23 protein-coding genes are annotated in these 21,820 nt (G+C 70.0%); 14 read left to right on the plus strand and 9 right to left on the minus strand.

Translation table 11 applies throughout. The features are described 5' to 3' along the window. Nucleotides 1-1,320, plus strand: coding sequence for a cyclopropane-fatty-acyl-phospholipid synthase family protein (locus JOE46_RS23225; protein WP_209928630.1), 1,320 nt, complete (start codon nt 1-3; stop codon nt 1,318-1,320). Here JOE46_RS23225 and JOE46_RS23230 read toward each other — a convergent pair. From JOE46_RS23230 to JOE46_RS23240, 3 genes are all read right to left on the minus strand, one after another. Then, the gene (locus tag JOE46_RS23230) at nt 1,317-2,345 is read right to left on the minus strand and encodes an SDR family oxidoreductase (protein ID WP_209928632.1); all 1,029 of its coding nucleotides are present in this window, start codon (nt 2,343-2,345) and stop codon (nt 1,317-1,319) included. The genes JOE46_RS23225 and JOE46_RS23230 overlap by 4 nt on opposite strands. Then, nucleotides 2,342-2,881, minus strand: coding sequence for a TetR/AcrR family transcriptional regulator (locus tag JOE46_RS23235; protein WP_209928633.1), 540 nt, complete (start codon nt 2,879-2,881; stop codon nt 2,342-2,344). The genes JOE46_RS23230 and JOE46_RS23235 overlap by 4 nt, the downstream gene beginning before the upstream one ends. A 120-nt stretch (nt 2,882-3,001) precedes the next feature. Beyond that, entirely contained in the window at nt 3,002-3,469 is a 468-nt protein-coding gene (locus tag JOE46_RS23240) for an Lrp/AsnC family transcriptional regulator (protein WP_179800444.1), read from the minus strand. A gap of 119 nt (nt 3,470-3,588) precedes the next feature. Here JOE46_RS23240 and hppD point away from each other — a divergent pair, with 119 nt between their 5' ends. Beyond that, nucleotides 3,589-4,797, plus strand: a complete 1,209-nt coding sequence (gene hppD, locus JOE46_RS23245) for a 4-hydroxyphenylpyruvate dioxygenase (protein WP_097210289.1) — start codon at nt 3,589-3,591, stop codon at nt 4,795-4,797. A 73-nt stretch (nt 4,798-4,870) separates the two neighbouring features. Beyond that, complete coding sequence (locus JOE46_RS23250; protein ID WP_209928634.1) at nt 4,871-5,230, plus strand: hypothetical protein; 360 nt, start codon at nt 4,871-4,873, stop codon at nt 5,228-5,230. A 9-nt stretch (nt 5,231-5,239) separates the two neighbouring features. Here JOE46_RS23250 and JOE46_RS23255 read toward each other — a convergent pair whose 3' ends face one another. Next, on the minus strand, nt 5,240-6,778 hold the full coding sequence (locus JOE46_RS23255) for an ATP-binding protein (RefSeq protein ID WP_245221152.1): 1,539 nt from the start codon (nt 6,776-6,778) through the stop codon (nt 5,240-5,242). 140 nt (nt 6,779-6,918) lie between these two features. Here JOE46_RS23255 and hemL point away from each other — a divergent pair, with 140 nt between their 5' ends. From hemL to JOE46_RS23295, 8 genes are all read left to right on the plus strand, one after another. Beyond that, nucleotides 6,919-8,250, plus strand: coding sequence for a glutamate-1-semialdehyde 2,1-aminomutase (gene hemL / locus JOE46_RS23260; RefSeq protein ID WP_307861327.1), 1,332 nt, complete (start codon nt 6,919-6,921; stop codon nt 8,248-8,250). A gap of 34 nt (nt 8,251-8,284) precedes the next feature. Then, nucleotides 8,285-8,953, plus strand: a complete 669-nt coding sequence (locus tag JOE46_RS23265; protein WP_179800445.1) for a histidine phosphatase family protein — start codon at nt 8,285-8,287, stop codon at nt 8,951-8,953. Next, nucleotides 8,950-9,543 carry a TlpA disulfide reductase family protein gene (locus JOE46_RS23270; protein WP_097210292.1) on the plus strand — a complete coding sequence of 198 codons (594 nt, stop codon included), beginning with the start codon at nt 8,950-8,952 and terminating at the stop codon, nt 9,541-9,543. Before JOE46_RS23265 ends, JOE46_RS23270 begins: the two co-directional genes overlap by 4 nt. Nucleotides 9,544-9,548: 5 nt before the next feature. Continuing rightward, on the plus strand, nt 9,549-10,382 hold the full coding sequence (locus tag JOE46_RS23275) for a cytochrome c biogenesis CcdA family protein (RefSeq protein ID WP_097210365.1): 834 nt from the start codon (nt 9,549-9,551) through the stop codon (nt 10,380-10,382). Continuing rightward, nucleotides 10,379-12,064, plus strand: coding sequence for a cytochrome c biogenesis protein ResB (locus tag JOE46_RS23280; RefSeq protein ID WP_097210293.1), 1,686 nt, complete (start codon nt 10,379-10,381; stop codon nt 12,062-12,064). Before JOE46_RS23275 ends, JOE46_RS23280 begins: the two co-directional genes overlap by 4 nt. Before the next feature lie 16 nt (nt 12,065-12,080). Continuing rightward, on the plus strand, nt 12,081-13,064 hold the full coding sequence (ccsB, locus tag JOE46_RS23285) for a c-type cytochrome biogenesis protein CcsB (protein ID WP_097210294.1): 984 nt from the start codon (nt 12,081-12,083) through the stop codon (nt 13,062-13,064). Between the two features lie 33 nt (nt 13,065-13,097). Next, nucleotides 13,098-14,222, plus strand: a complete 1,125-nt coding sequence (locus JOE46_RS23290) for a MinD/ParA family protein (RefSeq protein ID WP_373560226.1) — start codon at nt 13,098-13,100, stop codon at nt 14,220-14,222. Between the two features lie 149 nt (nt 14,223-14,371). Then, nucleotides 14,372-16,021 (plus strand): NTF2-like N-terminal transpeptidase domain-containing protein, encoded by a 1,650-nt coding sequence (locus JOE46_RS23295; RefSeq protein WP_097210296.1) that lies wholly within the window; start codon nt 14,372-14,374, stop codon nt 16,019-16,021. 45 nt (nt 16,022-16,066) lie between these two features. Here JOE46_RS23295 and JOE46_RS23300 read toward each other — a convergent pair whose 3' ends face one another. The 3 genes from JOE46_RS23300 to JOE46_RS23310 form a co-directional block, all read right to left on the minus strand. Beyond that, nucleotides 16,067-16,270 carry a hypothetical protein gene (locus tag JOE46_RS23300; RefSeq protein ID WP_077040692.1) on the minus strand — a complete coding sequence of 68 codons (204 nt, stop codon included), beginning with the start codon at nt 16,268-16,270 and terminating at the stop codon, nt 16,067-16,069. Between the two features lie 136 nt (nt 16,271-16,406). After that, the gene (locus JOE46_RS23305) at nt 16,407-17,612 is read right to left on the minus strand and encodes a lipid-transfer protein (RefSeq protein WP_097210297.1); all 1,206 of its coding nucleotides are present in this window, start codon (nt 17,610-17,612) and stop codon (nt 16,407-16,409) included. Next, complete coding sequence (locus JOE46_RS23310) at nt 17,609-18,091, minus strand: Zn-ribbon domain-containing OB-fold protein (protein WP_097210298.1); 483 nt, start codon at nt 18,089-18,091, stop codon at nt 17,609-17,611. The genes JOE46_RS23305 and JOE46_RS23310 overlap by 4 nt, the downstream gene beginning before the upstream one ends. A 143-nt stretch (nt 18,092-18,234) precedes the next feature. Here JOE46_RS23310 and ligD point away from each other — a divergent pair, with 143 nt between their 5' ends. Next, complete coding sequence (gene ligD, locus JOE46_RS23315) at nt 18,235-19,209, plus strand: non-homologous end-joining DNA ligase (RefSeq protein ID WP_097210299.1); 975 nt, start codon at nt 18,235-18,237, stop codon at nt 19,207-19,209. 19 nt (nt 19,210-19,228) lie between these two features. On the opposite strand, the gene JOE46_RS23320 is transcribed toward ligD, so the two are convergent. Then, entirely contained in the window at nt 19,229-19,441 is a 213-nt protein-coding gene (locus JOE46_RS23320; RefSeq protein WP_077040695.1) for a BldC family transcriptional regulator, read from the minus strand. Between the two features lie 162 nt (nt 19,442-19,603). Between JOE46_RS23320 and JOE46_RS23325 the strand changes: the two genes are divergently transcribed. Next, on the plus strand, nt 19,604-19,942 hold the full coding sequence (locus JOE46_RS23325; RefSeq protein ID WP_077040696.1) for a DUF4229 domain-containing protein: 339 nt from the start codon (nt 19,604-19,606) through the stop codon (nt 19,940-19,942). A gap of 8 nt (nt 19,943-19,950) precedes the next feature. Further along, nucleotides 19,951-21,036: a PLP-dependent cysteine synthase family protein gene (locus tag JOE46_RS23330; RefSeq protein ID WP_097210367.1), complete on the plus strand. Its 1,086-nt coding sequence runs from the start codon at nt 19,951-19,953 to the stop codon at nt 21,034-21,036. A gap of 33 nt (nt 21,037-21,069) precedes the next feature. Here JOE46_RS23330 and JOE46_RS23335 read toward each other — a convergent pair whose 3' ends face one another. Next, entirely contained in the window at nt 21,070-21,765 is a 696-nt protein-coding gene (locus JOE46_RS23335) for a FadR/GntR family transcriptional regulator (RefSeq protein ID WP_097210300.1), read from the minus strand. Nucleotides 21,766-21,820: the final 55 nt, after the last annotated feature.

Consider the following 21,820-nt stretch of genomic DNA (forward strand, 5'->3'; position numbering starts at 1 on the left):
ATGAGTGCAACGCGTACCGAACCGGGCTCGAGAACCGCTGCCGCGCGGCTGCTGTCGGCATTTGAGACGATCGCGGGTGGCCAGCTCCCGGTGCGGGTGCGGTGCTGGGACGGGTCCGTCGCGGGCTCGGCGGACGCCGAGGTCACGGTCGCCTTCCGGAACCGCAGGGCGCTGCGCCGAATCCTGTGGTCCCCCAACGAACTGGGGCTCGGCCGGTCCTATGTCGCGGGCGACATGGAGATCGACGGGGACATCTTCGCGCTGCTCGATGGTCCGGAGGTGATCGAGCGGGTCGCCCGCCGTGACTTGCGCACGCTCGACCGGGCCGGAATCCGGCGGGTGGTGTCGAGCTTCCTGCGGCTCGGTGCGGTGGGGCCGCCGCCTGCTCCACCCGCCGAGGAGATCGGCAGGCGGCGCGGGTCCAAGCACAGCAAGGCGCGCGACGCCGCAGTCGTCTCGCATCACTACGACGTCGGAAACGACTTCTACCGACTGTTTCTCGGCCCGAGCATGGTCTATTCCTGCGCCTACTGGACCGACCGCGACTCCGGCACCCTGGAGCAGGCGCAGTGGGCGAAGCTGGAGCTGATCTGCCGCAAACTCGAGCTGGCCCCGGGCATGCGCCTGCTCGACGTCGGCTGCGGCTGGGGCTCGATGGCCATCCACGCCGCACGCGAGCACGGGGTGAGCGTGGTCGGCGTGACGATCAGCAGGGAGCAGTGCGAGCGCGCAACCGCCCGCGTCGCGGAGGCGGGGCTGTCCGACCGGGTGCAGATCCGGCTCCAGGACTACCGGGACGTGGACGACGGCCCGTACGACGCGATCTCCAGCATCGGGATGTCCGAGCACGTTGGCGACTCCCGGCTGGACGAGTACGCGAACCGGTTGACGAGCCTGCTGCGGCCAGGCGGACGCCTGCTCAACCACGCGATCGCCTCCGTCGCGCCGCTGGTCACCGAGAAACACCCGAAGCCGACCTTCGTCGACCGCTACATCTTCCCGGACGGGGAACTGTTGCCGCTCAGTCACGTTGCGGGCGCGCTGGAGCGGGCAGGTCTCGAGGTTCGGGACTCCGAGGCGCTGCGCGAGCACTACGCGCGCACCCTGCGCCAGTGGGTCGACAACCTGCGCCGCGACTGGGACGAGGCGGTGCGCCTGGTCGGCGCGGCGCGGGCGCGGACCTGGCTGCTGTACCTGGCGGCGAGCGCGCTGTCCTTCGAGCGGGGCCGGATCACCATCCACCAGGTCCTCGCGGTCCGCGCCGACGCCACCGGTGTCCGCGGGATGCCGCTGACCCGGCGGGAGTGGTTGGTGGACTAGCGAACCGGCGTCGGAGCCGGGATGCGCTTCCCGAAGTCGCTCGCGACCAGGTAGCCGACCCAGGCCCGGATGGCCTGCGGCAGGGGAGGCGCCGCCAGTCCCGCCCGCTCGGCGAGTGCCCGTGCGGATTCGGTCGGGTACCGGTCGGCGGAGAGGAAGCCGAGCGTCTCCGGATCCGCGCCGGTCAGCCGCGCGGGCAGCCGCCGGATCAGCCCGACCGGCACGTGGAATCGAGGGGGTCGCACGCCGAGTGTCTGCGCGACGTCGCGGAGCAGGTCGCCCAGCAGCGGCGTGTCCTCGTCGAGAACCCACAGCGCCGCACCGGGTTCCGCGTGCTCGGGTACGGCGGCGAGGAACCGGGCGAAGTAGTCCGCGGTGACCACGGGGACCCAGACGTCCTTGCCGCAGGGGATCACATGGAGCTTGCCGCGGTGGAGGTCGCGGACCATGTCGGCCAGCCCGATGAACTGCGTGGTCTCGCCGGTCACGGAGTCGCCGATGACCGTCGACGGGTTGACGATCGCGTATGCGATGCCGTTGGCCTCGGCGTGATCGCGCACTGCGTGGTCGGCCTCGACCTTGCTGGCCTCGTAGGCGCCCTTGTCGCGGTAGAGCGTGGAGTTCACGGTGGCGCCCGCCACGCGGTACCCGCTGATGTGCACGAACCGTCGCAGCCGCGGCAGTTCCTGCGCCCAGCGCAGCGCGGCCACGGCCCCGTCGACGTTGACCGCGCGGGCCTCGGTCTCGGTGAGCCCGAAGGCGAACCGGCCGCCCAGGTTGTAGACGTCGCGCACGGTGGGCAACGGGTCCAGACCGAGACCCGGCGCGGTCAGGTCCCCGTCGACGATGGTCAGCAGCTCGGTGTTCCCGCCGTGGGCGGCCACCCAGCCGCGGAGCTCGTCGCCGCGTTCGGCCGCGTTCCTGACCATGGCGGCGACGTGCCTGCCCTGGCGGGTGAGTTCGGGGATCAGCCATCGGCCGATCAGTCCGGTGGAGCCGATGACGAGGGTGTCGGGTGTGCTCATGAGGCCTCCAGTAACTTGCGGACCGCGCGGACCGCGGCGTCGATGGGTTCGCGGGACCGCCGGACCCGGCCGACCAGGAGTGCGCCCTCGATGAGGGCGAAGACCTCGGTGGCCAGCGCGGCGTCGCCGATGAGGTCCGTGAGGGAGGCCTCCCAGTCGGCGTAGATCTCGGCGCACACCCCGCCGAGCGGGTCGGTGCCCGCCGTCTCGAGGGCGACCGTCGCGATCGGGCAGCCCTTGGTGAAGTCGGAGGCGACCTGCCGGTCGGCGAGCGCCTCCAGGATCCGGGCGATGACATCCGCGGGGGAGCCGCCGAGGGAGCCGGCCATCAGGTCGTCGAGGGTGCCCGCGCTCTGCCGGAGCGCGGCCTCGACCAGCTCGTCCTTGCCGCCGGGGAAGTGGAAGTAGAGCGAGCCGCGCGGCGCCCCGCTTCGTTCGAGTACCTCGGTGACGCCGGTCGCGGCCACGCCCTTCTCCTCGACTGCGGCCGCCATGACCGTGATCATCCGCAGCCTGGTCTCCTCGCCCTTTTTCATGAGGCTCAATATAGACCGGTCTACATATTTTAGCGAGCGGTGGCGGCCGGGGCGTCCGTCGAGTGTGCAGTTGCCGGGGCATCGCCCGAGTGCGGGCGACCGCAACTGCACACTCGACGGTCAGTGCACCGCGGCCCGCACCAGGGGCAGGTGGCGAAGCGGGATCTGGTTCTCCAGGGCGATCACCGTGGACGACCGCAGCACGTTCAGCCCGTCCACGATCTGGTTGATCACGCGCTGCAGGTCCGAATGCGTCCGCGCCACCACCCGGATCAGCACGTCGCCCGCGCCGGTGGTGGTGTGCGCCTCGAGCACCTCGGGAATCGCGGCGAGGTGCTCGACGACCGCGCGGTGCCCCCTGCCCTGGACGATCTCCAGGGTCGCGAACGCGGTGACAGGAAAGCCAAGGGCCTCGGCATTGAGGGTCGGGGCCAGGCTCTCGATCACGCCCTCGCGTTCGAGGCGGGTCAGGCGGGCCTGCACGGTGCCACGGGCGACGCCCAGCCGGCGGGACGCCTCCAGCACCCCCACGCGCGGCTCGGCGTGCAGGAGCTCCAGCAGGTCGGCGTCGAGGCGATCGATGCTCATCGGTGCGCTCCTGGTCACTTTGTCCAACAATTCACCGTCGCGCTCCAGCATTCTGTACATATTGAGCAGCGTCAATCCTCATCGTTGCGCAGCCTGGGGGCCGAGGTCACAGTGAATTCATGACGATCGCGGACATTCGGTTGACCCCGCGCGAGCGCGCCGCGCACCTGCGCGCGAACGATCTGCACCGGCTCGTCGGGCTGGTCGAACACGACGACGCGGCCGACCCCTTCCCGGTGGTCGGGATCGACGCGGTGGTGTTCGTCTGCGGCAACGCCACCCAGAGCGCCCACTACTTCGTCTCCACCTGGGGCATGACCCTGGTCGCGTACGCGGGGCCGGAAACCGGTCAGCGCGACCACAAGTCGTTCGTGCTCGAGTCCGGCTCCGTCCGGTTCGTCCTCGAGGGGGCGGTCAGCCCCGACAGCCCGCTCGCCGACCGGCACCGCCGAAACGGCGACGGCGTGGTGGACCTGGCGCTGGAGGTGCTCGACGTGGACCGCTGCATCGAGCGGGCGCGGTCGCAGGGCGCCACGGTCCTCGAGGAACCGCACGACCTCACCGACGACTTCGGCACGGTGCGCCGCGCCGCCATCGCCACCTACGGCAGCACCAGGCACACGCTCGTCGACCGCAGCCGCTACGGCGGGGTGTACCTGCCCGGATTCGCCCCGCGCAGTTCGGGATTCGTCCGCCGCCCCGGTGCGCCCGAGCGCCTCGTCCAGGCGCTCGACCACGCCGTCGGCAACGTCGAGATGGGCCGGATGGATCACTGGGTGCGCTTCTACAACCGGGTCATGGGCTTCACCAACATGGCCGAGTTCGTCGGGGGCGACATCGCCACCGAGTACTCGGCGCTGATGTCCAAGGTCGTCGCGAACGGCAACCACCGGGTCAAGTTCCCGCTCAACGAGCCGGCGCCCGGAAAGAAGAAGTCGCAGATCGACGAGTACCTCGAGTTCTACGGAGAACCCGGCTGCCAGCACCTCGCGCTTGCCACCAGCGACATCCTGCGCACCGTCGACGCGCTGCGCGCGGAGGGCGTCGAGTTCCTTGACACCCCCGACGCCTACTACGACGACCCCGAGCTACGGGCCCGGATCGGTCGGGTGCGGGTGCCCGTCGCCGAGCTCAAACGCCGCGGGGTGCTGGTGGACCGGGACGAGGACGGCTACCTGCTGCAGATCTTCACCAGGCCGCTCGGCGACCGGCCGACGGTGTTCTTCGAGCTGATCGAGCGGCACGGCTCGCTCGGCTTCGGCAAGGGCAACTTCCGGGCCCTGTTCGAGTCGATCGAGCGCGAGCAGGCGGCACGCGGAAACCTCTGACGCCATTGCCGTGACCGGATCGGTACTCGTTGCGCTGGCGAACCGTGCACGAGTCGTGTTCTATCGACTACTTATGAGCTCAGTCACCCGCATCGTCGCCGGAACACTCGGAGCAATCGCCATCGCCGCCGGTACGGCCGCGACGGCCACGGCAGCCCCCGCGGCGTCCGCCGCCCCGTACACCCTGCTCGTCGACGGCAGTCACACCGAGTACCAGGTCAACCCGGTGCTCACCGAGGACGACGTGCTGAACACCAACAAGGACTTCACCTCGGTGCCCGGCGTCCGCGCGCACAGCATCGACGGCCGGAACTTCTCCTTCTACCGGCTCGTCGACGGCGCCCGGATCGGGATGGTCCGGATCAACGAGGTCTGCCTGCCGACCGGCGTCTGCCACGGCCTGATCGTGGACAGCCCCAGCCCGGTCCTCTGAGGCGGGGCCTCAGCCCGCCCAGGTCGTCGGCACGTCGCCGCCGCCCTCGGGACTGACCCGGGTACCCACCTGGGCGAGCAGCGGCACCGGCGCGATCGGCCCGGCGAACAGCGCCTGACCGAGCCCGAATCCGGTCGCGCGGTGCAGCATCGGCGCGGGCACGTGTGAGAACAGGGTGCTCAGGTCCTCGATGTCGGCGGCGCCGTTCATCCGCATCAGCACCAGGTTGTCGCACTGCGAGACCACGTTGGGGTGCACCTTGCCCGGCCGCTGGGTGGCGACGAACAGGTGCAGCCCGAACTTGCGGCCCTCGCCTGCGATCAGCGCGCCGAGTTCGGCGGTCGCCGCCAGCAGCGGGTCCTCGGTGGTGGCGGGCAGCACGTTGTGCGCCTCGTCGATGACGAGCAGCACCGGCTCGCGGTCACGGCGGCCCGCCCACCGCCTGCCCAGGATCGCCAGCGCGACCGCGGTCCGCTCGTCCGGACGCGACAGGCTCCCGATGTCGACGACGATGCAGCGTGCGAGGCTCACGTCGTACTCGATCGCGGAGCGCTCGTCGCCGCGCCGCCACAGGTCCCACTCGCCGATCCGGAGGTTGCCGATCCGGGCGGCCAGTCGCTCGGTGTCGTGGTGGGCGGCGGCAGCGGCCTCCAGGTCATCGACGGAGTACGGCGCCGTCAACGTTTCGGTGACCTGTCGCAGCGCACGGAAATCGTCGAGGTCGCGGATCGGGTCCATCCGAAGCAGCAGCGCCTGGACGTCGAGGTCGAGGTCGCTGAAGTCCAGGCACAGCGTGTGCGCGGCGCCGTAGCCACGGGCCCGCGCCACGTGCACCCCGGCCGCGACCTCACGGTGACGGGCGGCGGCGGGCGAGCAGTCCTCGGGGTCACAGGATCCGAGGAAGACGTGATCGGAGTTCGGGTCGAGCACCATGATCGGCAGCTCGGTCGAGCCCAGCAGTCGTTCGAGCAGGCCCCCGGTGGTGTAGGTCTTGCCGGAGCCGGACTGCCCGCACATGAAGGTGTGACGCGCGAACCCCGTCGATCGCAGCCGGGCCGGGACGCTCGACGCCTGCCGCAGCACCCCGATCTCGATGGCGGCGGCGGTCCCGGTCAGGCCGCCGGCGATCAGGCCGACCTCGTCCTCTGTCGCGGGCCGGATCGGGCGCTCGCCGAACGGCTCGACCGCATGCCGCTCGAGGAAGAAGTCGCCGTCGAACTCGCCGAGCGTGGTCGCATTGCCGCTGAGCGATCGCATCATCGGACGGGCGCTGGCCGCGACGACGCCGAGCTTGGCCATCTGGTCGCGCACCGCGAAGTCGAGCTGCGGACCCTCCCGCTCGACCATGCGGACCTCGCGCACCTGGACCGCGACCCGGCGCGCGCCCTCGAACTCGATCACCGCGAACCCGCCGACCTCGACGCCGGTCTCGACGGGGGCCATGAAGGAGACCTCCCTGCCGTCCGAGGACACGGCGACCCGGGCGGCCTGGAAGTGTTCGTAGAGCTCGTGTCGGTGCGCCTGCAGTGCGTCCAGCATGGGTTCCATGCCGAACATCCTGACATCACGGCTTAGGGGCCCGCTGCGCTGTGATGTCGGTCCCCTCCGCTGTGACCTCGGTCGCTCCGCAGGCTCCTCTCCTACACCCTGTCGTTGGCAAATTCTCGCGAACTGGGACACTGGAGGCCGTGACTGCTCCCACCAGCGCCTCTTTTCAGCCCGCCAGCACCTCAGCGCAGCTCTTCGAGCGGGCGGGCGCCGTCATCCCCGGGGGCGTCAACTCCCCGGTGCGGGCGTTCCAATCGGTGGGCGGCACACCCCGCTTCATAGCCAAGGCGTCCGGCTACACGCTCACCGACGTGGACGGCAACGACTACGTCGACCTCATCTGCTCATGGGGACCGATGATCCTCGGGCACGCGCACCCGGCGGTCGTCGAGGCCGTGCAGAAGGCCGCGACCACCGGGCTCTCGTTCGGAGCCCCCACCGAGGGTGAGATCGAGCTCGCCGAGGCGATCGTCGACCGGGTCGGTCCCGTCGAGCAGGTCCGCCTGGTCAATTCCGGCACCGAGGCCACCATGAGCGCGGTCCGGCTGGCCCGCGGGTTCACCGGCCGCTCCAAGATCATCAAGTTCTCCGGCTGCTACCACGGCCACGTGGACGCCCTCCTCGCCGACGCGGGTTCCGGCGTCGCCACCCTCGGGCTGCCCACTTCGCCCGGCGTCACCGGCGCGCAGGCCTCCGACACGATCGTGCTGCCCTACAACGACCTGGACGCGGTCGCGCAGGCCTTCGCCGCGAACCCCCAGCAGATCGCGTGCGTCATCACCGAGGCCGCGGCGGGCAACATGGGCGCCGTCGCGCCGAAGCCCGGGTTCAACGAGGGCCTGCGCCGGCTGTGCACCGCGCACGACGCGCTGCTGATCATGGACGAGGTGATGACCGGCTTCCGCGTCAGCTCGGCCGGTTGGTACGGGATCGACGGCGTCGCGGGCGACCTGATGACCTTCGGCAAGGTGATGAGCGGGGGACTGCCCGCCGCGGCGTTCGGCGGCCGCGCCGACGTGATGGGCCACCTCGCACCCGCCGGCCCGGTGTACCAGGCGGGTACCCTGTCCGGGAACCCCGTCGCCGTCGCCGCGGGCCTCGCCAGCCTCCGCGCCGCAGATCAGAGCGTGTACGACGCCCTCGAACGCAACTCCGCGACCCTCGGCCGGATGCTCGGCGACGCCCTCACCGAGGCAGGCGTGCGGCACCAGGTGCAATTTGCAGGCACCATGGTGAGCGTGTTCTTCGCCGACCGCCCTGTCACCAACTACGCGGAGGCGAAGGCGAGCGACACCTGGCGCTTCCCCGCCTTCTTCCATGCGCTGCTCTCCCGCGGCGTCTACGCACCCCCGAGCGCCTACGAGGCCTGGTTCGTCTCCGCGGCCCTCGACGACGCCGCGTTCGACCGTATCGCCGCCGCGTTGCCGGCCGCAGCCAAGGCGGCCGCGGCCGCGCAGGCACCCACCACCTAGATCCAGCAACCCCTAGATCACGGAGCCAATCCACGTGAGCACCCTGCAGCAGACGCCGACGCCCGACCCCGCCGAGTCGCGCACCATCGTGCACGTCCTTCGTCACGGCGAGGTGCACAACCCGAAGGGCATCCTGTACGGCAGGCTGCCCGGCTACCGGCTGTCCGTGACCGGCCAGGCGCAAGCCCGCACGGTCGCCTCGGTGCTCGCCGACCACGACATCACCCACGTCGTCGCCTCGCCGCTGCAGCGCGCGCAGGAGACCGCGTCGCCGATCGCGGGCGAGCACGGGCTGACCCTCGTCACCGACGACAACCTGATCGAGGCGGGCAACGAGTTCGAGGGGCTCAAGGTCTCGGTCGGCGACGGTGCCCTGCGCAGGCCGCGGCACTGGTGGAAGCTGCGCGACCCGTTCACCCCGTCCTGGGGCGAGCCGTACCTGCAGATCGCGCACCGCATGCTCGCCGCCGTCAACACCGCGCGCGTCGCCGCCGTCGGGCACGAGGCCGTGTGCGTCAGCCACCAGCTGCCGGTGTGGACGCTGCGCCGCTTCCTGCAGGGCGAGCGGCTCTGGCACGACCCGCGGCACCGCCAGTGCGGACTGGCCTCGCTGACCTCGCTGGTCTACGAGGGCGACACCCTGGTCGACATCGTCTACTCGGAGCCCGCGGGCGCATCCGATCCGAGGGTGACCGGGGCATGAGGCGGGTCGCCCGGGTGGCAGCCGCGGTGCTGGCGGTCGCCGCCGTCACCGCCGGCTGCGGCACCGGCACCGACGCCGTCGCGCAGGGCGGCACGTTCGACTTCGTCTCGCCCGGCGGGCAGACGGAGATCTTCTACGACCCGCCCAGCGAACGCGGGACCATCGGCAACATCTCCGGGCCCGACCTCATGGTCGAGGGCAAGACCACGTCGCTGTCCGATTTCGAGGGTCAGCCGGTGGTCATCAACCTCTGGGGCCAGTGGTGCGGACCGTGCCGCGGTGAGGCCGACGACCTCGAGAAGGTCTACGAGAACACCAAGGATCTCGGCGTCGCCTTCCTCGGCATCAACGTCCGGGATCTGCAGCAGGACAAGGCCAAGGACTTCGTCACCGACAACAACGTCGGCTATCCGTCGGTCTACGACCCGTCGATGCGCACGCTGACCGCGCTCGGCGGCAAGTTCCCGACGAGCGTCATCCCGTCCACCCTGGTGCTCGACAAGGAGCACCGGGTCGCCGCGGTGTACCTCAAGGCGTTGCTGGCGGAGGATCTCCAGCCGGTGGTGGAGAGGGTTGCGCGGGAACAGTGAGCACCATGAACGACGCCGTCCTGGCCGCCGGGATCGGTGAGACCTTCGGCAACACCGCGGCCTCCGGGCCGCTGCTGCTCGCCTTCGGCGCCTGCATGCTCGCGGGACTGGTGTCCTTCGCCTCGCCGTGTGTGGTGCCGCTGGTGCCTGGTTACCTGTCCTACCTCGCCGGAATCGTCGGCGCGGACGCACCCGCGGTGACCGCGGCCGAGGCGGGTGCCCTCAAGACCGAGGCCGACACCCGGTCCGCCGCGCGCCTGCGGGTCGCAGGCGCCGCCGGGCTGTTCGTGCTCGGGTTCACCGTGGTCTTCGTGCTGGCGACCGCCTCGGTGTTCGGCCTGATCTCCGCCCTCACCGTCAACCGGGAGGTGCTGCAGCGGGTCGGCGGCGTGATCACCATCGCGATGGGCCTGGTGTTCATCGGGCTGGTGCCCGCGCTGCAGCGGGACGTGCGCTTCGAGCCGCGTCGGGTGTCCGGGCTGATCGGCGCGCCGCTGCTCGGGGCGGTGTTCGGGCTCGGGTGGACGCCGTGCCTCGGACCGACCCTCGCCGGGGTGCTGTCCGTGGCGGCGGGCACCGAGGGTGCGACCGCCGCGAGGGGCGTGGCCCTGATCGTGGCGTATTGCATCGGCCTCGGGCTGCCGTTCGTGATCCTGGCGTTCGGCTCGGTGAGCGCGCTGCGTGGGGTCGGCTGGCTGCGCCGCAATGCGCGCGCCATTCAGATTTTCGGCGGCCTGATGCTGGTGGCGGTGGGCATCGCCCTGGTCACCGGCGCCTGGGACGTCTTCGTTGGTTGGGTTCGTGACGCGTTCATCTCGGAGGTGACGTTGCCGATATGACGGTGACAGAAGACAGGCCGGCCTCGACGCCGCCGCGGCGCCAGTCCCTCGCCGGACGAGGTGTCGCGCTGGTGCGCAACACCTGGCGCGGCCTCACCTCCATGCGGACCGCGCTGGTGCTGCTGTTCCTGCTGGCATTCGCGGCCATCCCCGGCGCGCTGCTGCCGCAGCGCAGCCTGAACGCGGGCAAGGTCGACGAGTACATCGCGAACCGGCCCACCCTCGGTCCGCTGATGGACAAGCTGGAACTGTTCGACGTGTTCGGCAGCTTCTGGTTCACCGCCGTGTACGCGTTGCTGTTCATCTCGCTGGTCGGCTGCATCACGCCCCGTTGCTGGGAGCACTACAAGGCGCTGCGCACCAAGCCGGTCGCGGCGCCGCGCAACCTGGCCCGGCTCCCGCACCACACCGAGGTCACCGTCGCCGACGAGCCGGAGGCCGTCGCGGCCCTGGTCCGCGGGCAGCTGCGCGGCTGGCGCACGGTCACCCGCACTGGCGACGAGCTGCGGGCGGGCAAGCCGGGCGAGGTCACGGTGTCGGCGGAGAAGGGCTACCTGCGCGAGGCGGGCAACCTGCTCTTCCACCTTTCGCTGGTCGGCCTGCTCGCCGCGATAGCCATCGGCAAGCTGATGAGCTACGAGGGCAACGTCGTGGTGATCGCCGACGGCGGCCCGGGCTTCTGCACCACCTCGCCAGCCGCGTTCGATGGGTTCCGGGCCGGCTATTCCGAGGACGGCACCGGTCTGACGCCGTTGTGCGTGAAGGTCAAGGACTTCAAGGCCGACTACCTGGACAACGGCCAGGCCGAGATGTTCACCTCCAACATCGAGTACCAGGCAGGCGACGACCTGGCGAACAACACCTGGCGCGAGGAGCGGCTGCAGGTGAACCACCCCCTGCGGGTCGCGGGCGACCGGGTGTACCTGCAGGGCCACGGCTACGCGCCGACGTTCACCGTGACCTTCCCGAACGGGGAGACGCGCACCGAGACGCTGCAGTGGCGTCCCGACGACGCGACCACCTTCCTCTCGAGTGGGGCGATGCGGTTCGACCCGCCTGGCGGGATGTACCCCGATTCCACCGAGCGTCGCAAGAACCAGATCGGCATCGAGGGGCTGTTCGCGCCGACCGCGCTGTTCCACGGCAACCTGCTGGCCTCGAGCTACCCGGCGATGACCGACCCGGCCGTCGCGATCGACATCTACAAGGGCGACACCGGGCTCGACACCGGCAACCCCCAGTCGCTGTTCTCACTCAGCAAGGAGCTCGTCAACCAGGGCCGGATGGCCAAGCAGGACCGCGTCAACCTGCGGCCGGGCGAGAGCGCGACCCTGGCGGACGGCACCAAGGTGCAGTTCGACGGGGCCAAGGAATTCGTCAACCTCCAGGTCTCGCACGACCCCGCGCAGCAGTGGGTGCTGGTGTTCGCGATCTCGATGATGGCGGGCCTGTTGGTGTCGCTGCTGATCAAGCGGCGCCGGATCTGGGTGCGTGTGTACCCCGCCGATCCGGATGCCGACACGGTGTCGGATACATTGGATCCGCATCGACGACGTACCGTAGTAGAGCTGGGCGGGCTCGCCCGCACCGACCAGGCCGGTTGGGGCGACGAGTTCGACCGGTTGAGCAGCCGTCTGCTCGCGGACCTGAACACGAAGATCACCTCGGAGAACCGCGCCTGAGGCGCAGGAGAAAACCATGCCGATCAACGAGACCATTGCCCAGTACAGCGACTGGGCGTTCGAGTCTGCGTTCGCGATCTACGTCCTGGCCTTCGTGCTGCTGATCGCCCAGTACGCGACAGCGCGGGCGAACGAGGTCCAGGCTCGCGAGGCGCGCGAGCTGGTGGCCGCGGGTGGCGTCACCGCTCCCGCGGCGCCGTCCGTGCCCGGCAAGGTGGTCGAGGCGCCACGTAAGCCGTGGTCCGAGCGGCTCGGCAACATGGCACTTTCGCTGCTGGTGGTCGGCGTCGCGCTGCACATCGGCTCGATCGTGCTCCGCGGCTTCGCCACCGAACGGTTCCCGCTCGGCAACATGTACGAGTTCGTCACGATGGCGACCGCGGCCGCGATGCTGATCGGGTTGGTGCTGTTGCGCAAGCAGACCTACCGCTCGCTGTGGGTGTTCGTGCTCGTCGTGGTGATCCCGCTGATGTTCCTCGCGGCCACCGTGCTCTACGCCGACGCCGCCCCGGTCGTGCCCGCGCTGCGCTCGTACTGGCTGCCCATCCACGTCACCATCGTGGCCACCGGCAGCGGCATCTTCCTGGTCTCCGGCGTCGCCAGCCTGATGTTCCTGCTCCGGATGCGGCAGCCGAAGGGCGAGGAGGGCGACGGCTTCTGGGGCAAGGTCGCGGAGCGGCTGCCCGACGCGCAGACCCTCGACCGGCTGGCCTACAAGACCACCATCATCGCCTTCCCGCTGTTCGGTGCGGGCGTGATCCTCGGCGCCATCTGGGCCGAAGCGGCCTGGGGCCGGTTCTGGGGCTGGGACCCCAAGGAGACCGTGTCCTTCATCGCCTGGGTGATCTACGCCGCCTACCTGCACGCGAGGGCGACCTCCGGCTGGCGCGACACCAGGGCCGCGTGGATCAACATCGCCGGGTTCGTCGCGATGCTGTTCAATCTGTTCATCATCAACATGGTGGTCTCCGGCCTGCACTCCTACGCCGGTCTCAACTGATTCTCCGATAGGAACCAGACCGCGCGGCCTGCTATTGTCCAGCGCGGACTCGGCGCTGGGGCGAGTCCTGGGGGAAGTGTCAGCAACAGGGGGAGTGCCGCCGTGGCGCAGAACAACGTCGGTTCGTGGGAGTCCGTGAGTCCGGAGGCGGCACAGCCGTCCGCGCAGGCCGGACCCGCGGCCGCCCAGCAAGCACCCGAGCGACACCACGTCGTCTCGGCCCGCGACCTGTCGACGTCGCTGCTGCTCAAGCAGGTCAAGCCGGCCCCGACCGCGGGGTGGCGCAAGGCGCTCTACCAACTGTCGGGCCGGTACATCAACGTCGGCAACAGCGCCAAGGAACAGCGCCGCCTGGAGCTGACCAAACAGGTCAACCAGCCGCTGCAGGGCTGCTACAAGATCGCGCTGCTCAGCCTCAAGGGCGGCGTCGGCAAGACCACGACGACCGCGACGCTCGGGTCCACCTTCTCCTCGCTGCGCGGCGACCGGGTGATCGCGGTCGACGCGAACCCGGACCGCGGCACCCTGAGCCAGAAGATCCCGCTCGAGACGCCCGCGACCGTGCGTAACCTGCTGCGCGACGCCGACAGCATCGAGAAGTACAGCGACGTGCGCGGGTACACCTCGCAGAGCGCGCATCGCCTCGAGGTGCTCGCCTCGGACAGCGACCCGGCCGTCTCCGAGGCCTTCAGTGCCGAGGACTACTCGACGACCATCGACATGCTCGAGAAGTTCTACTCGATCGTGCTGACCGATTGCGGCACCGGACTCATGCACTCGGCGATGCAGACCATCCTCGAGGAGGCCGACTCGCTGGTCGTGGTGAGCTCGGGGTCCGTCGACGGCGCCCGCAGCGCGTCGGCGACGCTGGACTGGCTCGACGCGCACGGCTACGCGGACCTGGTGAGCAAGTCGGTGGCGGTGGTCAATGCCGTGCGCCCGCGGTCGGGCAAGGTGGACCTCGCGAAGGTCGTCGAGCACTTCGAGCAGCGCTGCCGGGCGGTTCGCCTGATCCCGTTCGACCCGCACCTGGAGGAGGGCGCCGAGATCGACCTCGACCGGCTCCGCCCGCAGACCAGGAACGCCCTGCTCGAGCTGGCCGCGGCGGTCGCCGCGGACTTCCCGACGTCGAGTTTTGCGATGCAAGATCGGCTCTGACGCAAGCGATTTGCTCGTGATCGGGCCGTGAGCATCGCGTGACCCGACCCTGAAGGTCAGCCTCAGCGTTCGCGCAACGTCACCCAACTGTGGCGGACTTGTGACCCCGTGTTCGCTGCGATAACGGTCTTCGGGCGGATGATCGGAACATGCGCGCGGTCCGGCACAAGCTTCGGATGTGGAACGGCATTGCCTTGGCCACGGCACTCTCGCTTGCGGTCGGGGTGGTGAGCGGGTTCTTCGATGGGCCCAAGACCGACCCCGAATCCGTGGTCGAGCGCTTCGCCGCCGCCCTCACCGAGGGCGACATCGGCGAGGCAGCCGAGTTGACCTCGTACCCGGCGGCGGCCGAGGCGGCCATCACCCAGGCCTTCGACGGCCTGCACGCCGAGAAGGCCACGTTCGACGTCAACCAGTACATCCCGCTCGGTGACGACGCCGGGATCTTCAACGCGACCGCGGACTGGAGCTTCGGCGACGGAAAGAACTGGCAGTACAACATCGATGGCCGCGTCAGGAAGCTCAGCATCGGCTGGCGGGTCTCGTGGCAACCGCAGACCCTCGCGCCGGGGCTGGGGCACGGCCGGACCCTCCGCTACGACCGCACGGATGCCGCGCCCCCGCGGGTGTTCGACATCGCCGGGAACCTGATGATGACCGAGCAGCGCATCAACACGGTCACCCTCGACCCCGGCGCCATGCCCGACCCGGTGCTCAGCACGAACAGGCTGGCCAAGGTCATCGAGCCGGTCGCGCCGCTCATCACCGGGCCCACGTTGATGCAGGAACTGGCCGCGACGCCGGGCCAGCGGATCACCGCGGTGAGCCTGCGCGACGACGACTTCGCGGTGCTCGAGGACGACCTGCGGGCCGTTCCCGGCGTCGTTATCGATCAGAGACTCAAGCTGATCAGCAACGACCGCCGGGTGTCCGGGCCGATGGTCGACGCCATGCGCAACGTCTGGCAGCTCAACCGAGACGAGACCGCGGGCTGGGCGGTGCACGCGGTCGACCCCGACGGCACGCTGATCCGGCAGACCGGATTCCAGGGGCCGCCCGGGCCCGACATCCGGTCCACCCTCGACCCGCGGGTGCAGCTGGCCGCAGAGGAGGCGGTGGTCAGCGTCGGCACGCCCGCCGTCATCGTGATGATGCAGCCCTCCACCGGAGCGGTGCTGGCGGTCACCCAGAACAATCAGGCTGCGGAGATGGGTCCGGTGGCGTTCACCGGGCAGTTCCCGGCCGGGTCGGCCCTCGATCTCGTCGGCGCCGCGGCGACCGCGCAGAACACCGACATCCAGCACGCCGCCCGCCAGCTCGGCCTCGGTATGGACTACAAGATGCCCGGCCTGGAACAGCGGACCGACGACCTCGACGGTAAGGGCGCCAACCTCATGCGGACGGAGTCGGGACCCGACACGGACAAGCAGGTGAAGGTCAGCCCCCTCGGGATGACCCTCGTCGCGGCCTCGGTCGCTCGCGGATCGACCGCAGTGCCGGTGATCGCCGCAGGTCAGCCAGCCACCACCGATGAGTCGCCCGCACCGATGCCACGGGAGGTGAACGACCGGCTGCGCACGATGATGTGGGAGAACGTGCACCGCGGGCCCGCCTCGATGCTGGCCGAGCACGGCGACCTGATCGGGATGACCGGCTCGTTCGAGGACGACCGGTGGTTCTACGGGTCGAAGGGCGATCTGGCGTTCGCGGTCTTCGTCAAGGACGCGGACGGCTCGGACCAGGCCGTGAAGATGACGAGCAAGCTGTTCAAGGAGATGGCGAAGCCGCCGACTCCCTGATCGCCGCCGTCCTGATCACGCCGTCCTGATCACCTGGCGTGCCGCTCACTCCTTGGGGTCGACCGGGCCGCTCTCGGGGTTCTCGCCCGTGGTGGGGTGGGCCCGGCGGTTCATCCGCCACAGGAATTCCGGGTCGTCGTCCGGACCGAGAACACGTCCCGCGGGCGGCGCGGAGGTGTCGGGGCCGAAGGCCTTCCACAACAGCACCGCCAGTATCACCAGCGCTATCAGCGTCACCAGATAGATCACGACGCACCTCCTTGATTCGAGCGTAGCCGCGTCACGGCGCGGCGGCACCATTGTCTGAACACACGAACGGGCGGTCTTCGGGCAGGTCTGTCGACCGATGCTCCGATGACCGCCCGTTCGTGACAGGCGTGTGATGTCAGGCCGAGACGATCACCGAGGAGCCGTGGCCGAACAGGCCCTGGTTCGCCGTGATGCCGATGCGGGCACCCTCGACCTGACGGCCCTCCGCCTGCCCGCGCAGCTGCCAGGTGAGCTCGCAGACCTGCGCCAGCGCCTGGGCGGGCACGGCCTCGCCGAAGCAGGCCAGGCCGCCGGACGGGTTGACCGGGATCCGGCCGCCGATGGTGGTCTCGCCCGCGCGCAGCAGGTGCTCGGCCTCGCCGCGCTTGCACAGCGCGAGGTCCTCGATCCAGTCCAGCTCGACCGAGGTGGCCAGGTCGTAGACCTCGGCGACGTCGACGTCCTCCGGCGAGATGCCTGCCTCCTCGTAGGCCGCGTAGCCGATCGACTCCTTGAAGGTCCGCTCAGGAGCGGGCACCGCGGAGGCCGAGTCGGTGGAGAAGTTCGGCATGTCCATGATGGTCTGCGGGAACGTCGGCGTGACGGTCGAGATCGCCTTGATCCGAACCGGTTCCGCGATGCCCATCTTGCGGGCGTACTCCATCGAGGTGAGGATGATCGCCGCGCCGCCGTCGGAGGTCGCGCAGATGTCCAGCAGATGGAGGGGGTTGGACACCACGGGGGAGGCCAGCACGTCGGCCGCCGTGACCTCCTTGCGGTAGCGGGCGTTCGGGTTGTTCAGGCCGTGCTTGGCGTTCTTGACCTTGACCGCGGCGAAGTCCTCCGCGGTCGCGCCGTACAGGTCGATGCGGCGGCGCGCATTGAGCGCGAAGTACGCCGGGTTGGTCATGCCCATCAAGCGGAACCGCAGCCAGTCCGGGTCGTCCCAGCGCTCGCCTGCGACGGGGGCAAGGAAGCCCTTCGGGGTGGTGTCGGCCCCGACGACAAGGGCGACCTCGCTCAGGCCGGCGAGGATCCGCGCCCGGGCGGTGTCCAGGGCCTGGGCGCCGGTGGCGCACGCGGCATACGAGGTGGCGACGCGGGCGCCGTTCCAGCCGAGGGCCTGGGCGAAGGTCGCGCCCGCGACGTATCCGCCGTAGCCGTTGCGGACGGTCTCGCCGCCGACGATGAAGTCGACGTCCTGCCAGTTCACGCCGGAGTCGGCGAGGGCGGCACGGGCCGCCGCGACGCCGTACTTGACGAACGACTGGCCCCACTTGCCCCAGGGGTGCATGCCGACGCCGAGGATCGCGACGTCATTGTTGGATCCTGCGCCGCTCATGCCTGTGCTCCGTTCGCGTTCGTGTCGGTGGTGGTCGGCTTCCAGCGCCAGATGGTGCGCACGCCGGTCTCGTCCGTGTAGAGGGGTTCGACGACCAACTCGACGTCGTCGCCGACCTTCAGGTCGTCGACGCCGAAGCCGTCGGCCACCTGTCCGAGCACGACGAGGCCCTCCGGCAGCTCGACCGCGGCAAGTGCGAACGGCACGTACGGGTCGGTGGTCGGGATGTACGGGGCCGGCGGCTGGTACTGGGCGTCGGTGTACGACCACACTTTGCCGTGGCGGGAGAGCTCGACGTCCTCGAATTCCTCGCCCGAGCAGGCGGGGTTCTTGCAGAAGGTGGTCTCCCGCGGGAACGAGATCGTGCCGCACGACTGGCACGAGGTGCCGATCAGGGCCGGTGCCGGGCCGGTGGTGAACCAGCCCGCTACTGCTGGTGTGACGCTGTCGCCGGCGGCCTGTGTGGCGGTGTCGCTCATGCAAACCTCATCTGCTGTCGAGCCTGATCGGACGGTCGGGACCGGTGTCCCGAAGTAGAACGTGTTGCAGTATCGCACGGGATCGGCGATGTCGAGGGCGAGATCCCGCCCAGCGGGCGTCGGATCCGGATACGTTGTGAACCATGGCTGCCGGCAAGGGCGGGAGTCCGGCCGTCGAGATCGAGGTCGACGGCCGGGTGGTGCGTGTCTCGAACCCGGATCGCGTCTATTTTCCCGCAACCGGGGCGACAAAGCTCGACCTCGTCGAGTACTACCTGTCCGTAGGCGACGGCATCGTGCGCGCGCTCTACGAGCGGCCGTGCATGCTGCACAGGTTCCCCGAGGGATTGGCGGGGGAGAAGGTGCACCAGAAGCGGATCCCGCGCGGCGCGCCGTCCTGGCTGGAGACGGTCCGCCTGCATTTCCCGCGCTATGACAGGTATGCCGACGAGCTGTGCGTCACCGAACTGGCAGCCGTTGCCTGGGCGGTGCAGATGAGTACGGTCGAGTTCCATCCATGGAACAGCCGTCGCGGTGACACCGAGAAGCCCGACGAATGGCGGATCGACCTGGATCCGATGCCGGAGTGCGACTTCGGTCGGGTGCGCCGCGTCGCGGCCGTCGTCCACGAGGTGCTCGACGAGATCGGCGCGACCGGGTGGCCGAAGACGTCCGGCGGGCGCGGCTTGCACGTCTACGTCCGGATCGCGCCGGAGCACGATTTCGGCGACGTCCGGCTGGCGGCGCTTGCGTTCGCGCGGGAGGTCGAGCGGCGCGCGCCCGAGGAGGTGACCACCGCCTGGTGGCGCAAGGATCGGGACCCGGCGGCGCTGTTCGTCGACTACAACCAGAACGCCCGCGACCACACGATGGCCGCGGCGTACTCGGTGCGCGGTGTCCCGGACGCGCGGGTGTCGGCGCCGCTGCGCTGGGACGAGGTCGACGATGCGCGGCCCGAGGACTTCACCATCGGCACGATGCCCGCTCGATTCGCGGAGCTCGGCGACCTGCACAAGGGGATCGACGACGCGACGTTCGACATAGCGCCGCTGCTCGAGTGGGCCGAGCGCGATGCACGCGAGGGTGCGGCCGTGCCGCCGGAACCCGAGCGGACGTGAGGCGGCGGGCCGGGCTCTGTCAGCGGGTGGTGGCCTCGGTGGTCAGCGACTGCAGCAGCTCCATCACCTCGGACTCGCGGAATCGGCGGTGACCGCCGGGGGTGCGCAGGGAGCCGAGGCGTCCGGCGTGAGCCCATCGGGTGACCGTCTTCGGGTCGACGTGGAACAGGGCGGCAACCTGACCTGGGGTCAGCAGCGATTCCTGGGCGGCGCGGAACGACGGGGCGCTCATCGAGAATCCTCCATGCGCTTGTGCGGTACGAACGTGCGGACATCCTGGCACCCGGTGCCCCGGGTACTCGAACGATCCCGATTTGGTAAAGCGGAGGTAATTCGCAAATCGGATAAGTCCGGCACCCGGGGCCGGTGATCGGCGGGTCGGTAACCTGGGAGGGTGACTGATTCCTCGCAGAACCCCGCCCCGTCGAACGCCAAACGCTCGCTGGCGCGGGACCTCGGTCTGTACACCGTGGCCCGACTGGGTCTCGTCGTCCTGATCGCGGCGATCATCCTCGGGGTCAGTGCGCTGCTGAACGTGGACGTGCCGCTGCTGGTGGCACTGATCTTCGCGGTGATCATCGCGCTGCCGCTCTCGCTCGTGCTGTTCGGCAAGCTGCGTACCCGGGTCAACGAGGAGATCTCCGCGGTGGATGCCCAGCGCCGGGCGGACCGCGACGATCTGCGGGCCAAGCTGCGCGGCGACGGATCCGGTGACGCAGACGGCCGCAAGTGACCGCCGCGATGGGGGTCGTCGACCACAGCGCGCCCAGGGACTGGGTGGACAACGCGGTTCGGCTGATCGACGCCGATTCCCAGCGGAGTGCGGACACCCACCTGCTGCGCTATCCGCTGCCGGCCGAGTGGAACATCCAGCTCTATCTCAAGGATGAGTCCACCCACATCACCGGAAGCCTCAAGCATCGGCTCGCGCGGTCGCTGTTCCTGTATGCCATCTGCAACGGGTGGGTGACCGAGGGCACCACGGTGATCGAGGCGTCGTCGGGGTCGACCGCGGTCAGCGAGGCCTACTTCGCGAAGCTGCTCGGCCTGGACTTCGTCGCCGTGATGCCGCGGAGCACCAGCCCCGCGAAGATCGCGCTCATCGAGGCGCAGGGCGGCAGCTGCCACTTCATCGATCGCCCCTCGGAGATCTACGCGGAGGCGAGCAGGCTCGCGTCCCAGTGCAACGGCCACTACATGGACCAGTTCACCCACGCGGAGCGGGCCACCGACTGGCGCGGGAACAACAACATCGCCGAGTCGATCTTCCAGCAGATGACGCTCGAGCAGCACCCGATCCCGGACTGGGTCGTGGTCGGTGCGGGCACCGGCGGCACCAGCGCCACCATCGGGCGATACATCCGGTACCGCAGGCACGCCACCCGGCTGCTGGTGGTCGATCCAGAGAACTCCGCGTTCATCGGTGGTTATGAGACCGCGTCCGCCGCCTACGAGACCGGGATGCCGTCGCGGATCGAGGGCATCGGCAGGCCGCGGGTCGAGCCCTCGTTCGTCGGGCAGGTCGTGGACCGGATGGTGCCGGTGCCGGACGCGGGGTCGATCGCGGCCGCCCGGCACGTGAGCGAGGTCCTCGGCCGACGGGTCGGCGGGTCCACCGGGACCAACGTGTGGGGCGCGTTCGGCGTGATCGCGGAGATGCTGGCCGCCGGCCGCACGGGCAGCGTGGTGACCCTGCTCTGCGACGGCGGGGAACGGTACGCGGGAACGTACTTCAACGACGAGTGGGTGCGCGGCGAGGGGATGGACCTGACCGAGCCGACCGCGGTGCTGGAGGCCTTCGCGGCCACCGGGCGCTGGTCCGCCTGACGCCCCCTCGCCGGGTGGTGCCGATCGCCGCCGTCAGCGGGGCGTCCGGACCGCCGCGAGCATCGCGCCGAGGTGCGCGCGGCTGACCCGGACGGCGGCCTCCTCGTCGCCCGCCGCGATCGCCTCCACCAGGGCGAGGTGCTCGTCCGAGTTCGGTTCCTGGTCCGTCTCGCGGAGGTCCAACAGCTCGATCATCTCGACCAGCGCCTCGGTCAGCCGTGGCACGAAGGTTTCGAACAGTTCGCTGAGAACCCGGTTGTGTGCAGCCGCGACCACCGCGCGGTGGACCGCGATGTCGGCCTCGACGAAGGCGTGATGGTCCGACGTCACGGCGGCCGAGCGCAGCCCGAGTGCACGCCGCATCGCCGTCACGTCCCGCGCGGTGGCGCGCTGCGCGGCCAATCGGGCGGCCTCCACCTCGATCGCGTTGCGTACCTCGACGACCGCGGCGATGGCCTCGGCGCGGAGCACGCCGTCCCAGCCGTCGGCGGGCACCGGTTCGGTGCGCTCGACGAACACGCCCGCGCCCTGCCGCGACCGCAGCAATCCCTGTCCGGAGAGCATCCGGAGCGCCTCACGGACGGTGGATCGGCCGACGCCGAGTTCGGCTGCGAGGGTGGTCTCGCCCGGCAGTTTGGCGCCGACCGCCCATTCGCCCGCGCTCAGTCGCGCCAGCAGCAGCTCGGCGGTCTGGTCGGCGAGCAGATTTCGAAGGGGCGCTGCGACCACACAAACTCCTCAGGTTGTCAGACAAGTTGGTTTCGTCTAGCTTAGCCGACGTGGC

The organism is Rhodococcus sp. PvR099, from assembly GCF_017833315.1.
Taxonomy (GTDB): domain Bacteria; phylum Actinomycetota; class Actinomycetes; order Mycobacteriales; family Mycobacteriaceae; genus Rhodococcus_G; species Rhodococcus_G oryzae.

Bases quoted from the DNA above. Each gene is read 5' to 3' on its own strand.
- JOE46_RS23225 (WP_209928630.1), top strand. From the start codon at position 1: ATGAGTGCAACGCGTACCGAACCGGGCTCGAGAACCGCTGCCGCGCGG.
- JOE46_RS23230 (WP_209928632.1), bottom strand. From the start codon at position 2,345: ATGAGCACACCCGACACCCTCGTCATCGGCTCCACCGGACTGATCGGC.
- JOE46_RS23235 (WP_209928633.1), bottom strand. From the start codon at position 2,881: ATGAAAAAGGGCGAGGAGACCAGGCTGCGGATGATCACGGTCATGGCG.
- JOE46_RS23240 (WP_179800444.1), bottom strand. From the start codon at position 3,469: ATGAGCATCGATCGCCTCGACGCCGACCTGCTGGAGCTCCTGCACGCC.
- hppD (WP_097210289.1), top strand. From the start codon at position 3,589: ATGACGATCGCGGACATTCGGTTGACCCCGCGCGAGCGCGCCGCGCAC.
- JOE46_RS23250 (WP_209928634.1), top strand. From the start codon at position 4,871: ATGAGCTCAGTCACCCGCATCGTCGCCGGAACACTCGGAGCAATCGCC.
- JOE46_RS23255 (WP_245221152.1), bottom strand. From the start codon at position 6,778: ATGGAACCCATGCTGGACGCACTGCAGGCGCACCGACACGAGCTCTAC.
- JOE46_RS23270 (WP_097210292.1), top strand. From the start codon at position 8,950: ATGAGGCGGGTCGCCCGGGTGGCAGCCGCGGTGCTGGCGGTCGCCGCC.
- JOE46_RS23275 (WP_097210365.1), top strand. From the start codon at position 9,549: ATGAACGACGCCGTCCTGGCCGCCGGGATCGGTGAGACCTTCGGCAAC.
- JOE46_RS23280 (WP_097210293.1), top strand. From the start codon at position 10,379: ATGACGGTGACAGAAGACAGGCCGGCCTCGACGCCGCCGCGGCGCCAG.
- ccsB (WP_097210294.1), top strand. From the start codon at position 12,081: ATGCCGATCAACGAGACCATTGCCCAGTACAGCGACTGGGCGTTCGAG.
- JOE46_RS23295 (WP_097210296.1), top strand. From the start codon at position 14,372: ATGCGCGCGGTCCGGCACAAGCTTCGGATGTGGAACGGCATTGCCTTG.
- JOE46_RS23305 (WP_097210297.1), bottom strand. From the start codon at position 17,612: ATGAGCGGCGCAGGATCCAACAATGACGTCGCGATCCTCGGCGTCGGC.
- JOE46_RS23310 (WP_097210298.1), bottom strand. From the start codon at position 18,091: ATGAGCGACACCGCCACACAGGCCGCCGGCGACAGCGTCACACCAGCA.
- ligD (WP_097210299.1), top strand. From the start codon at position 18,235: ATGGCTGCCGGCAAGGGCGGGAGTCCGGCCGTCGAGATCGAGGTCGAC.
- JOE46_RS23320 (WP_077040695.1), bottom strand. From the start codon at position 19,441: ATGAGCGCCCCGTCGTTCCGCGCCGCCCAGGAATCGCTGCTGACCCCA.
- JOE46_RS23330 (WP_097210367.1), top strand. From the start codon at position 19,951: ATGGGGGTCGTCGACCACAGCGCGCCCAGGGACTGGGTGGACAACGCG.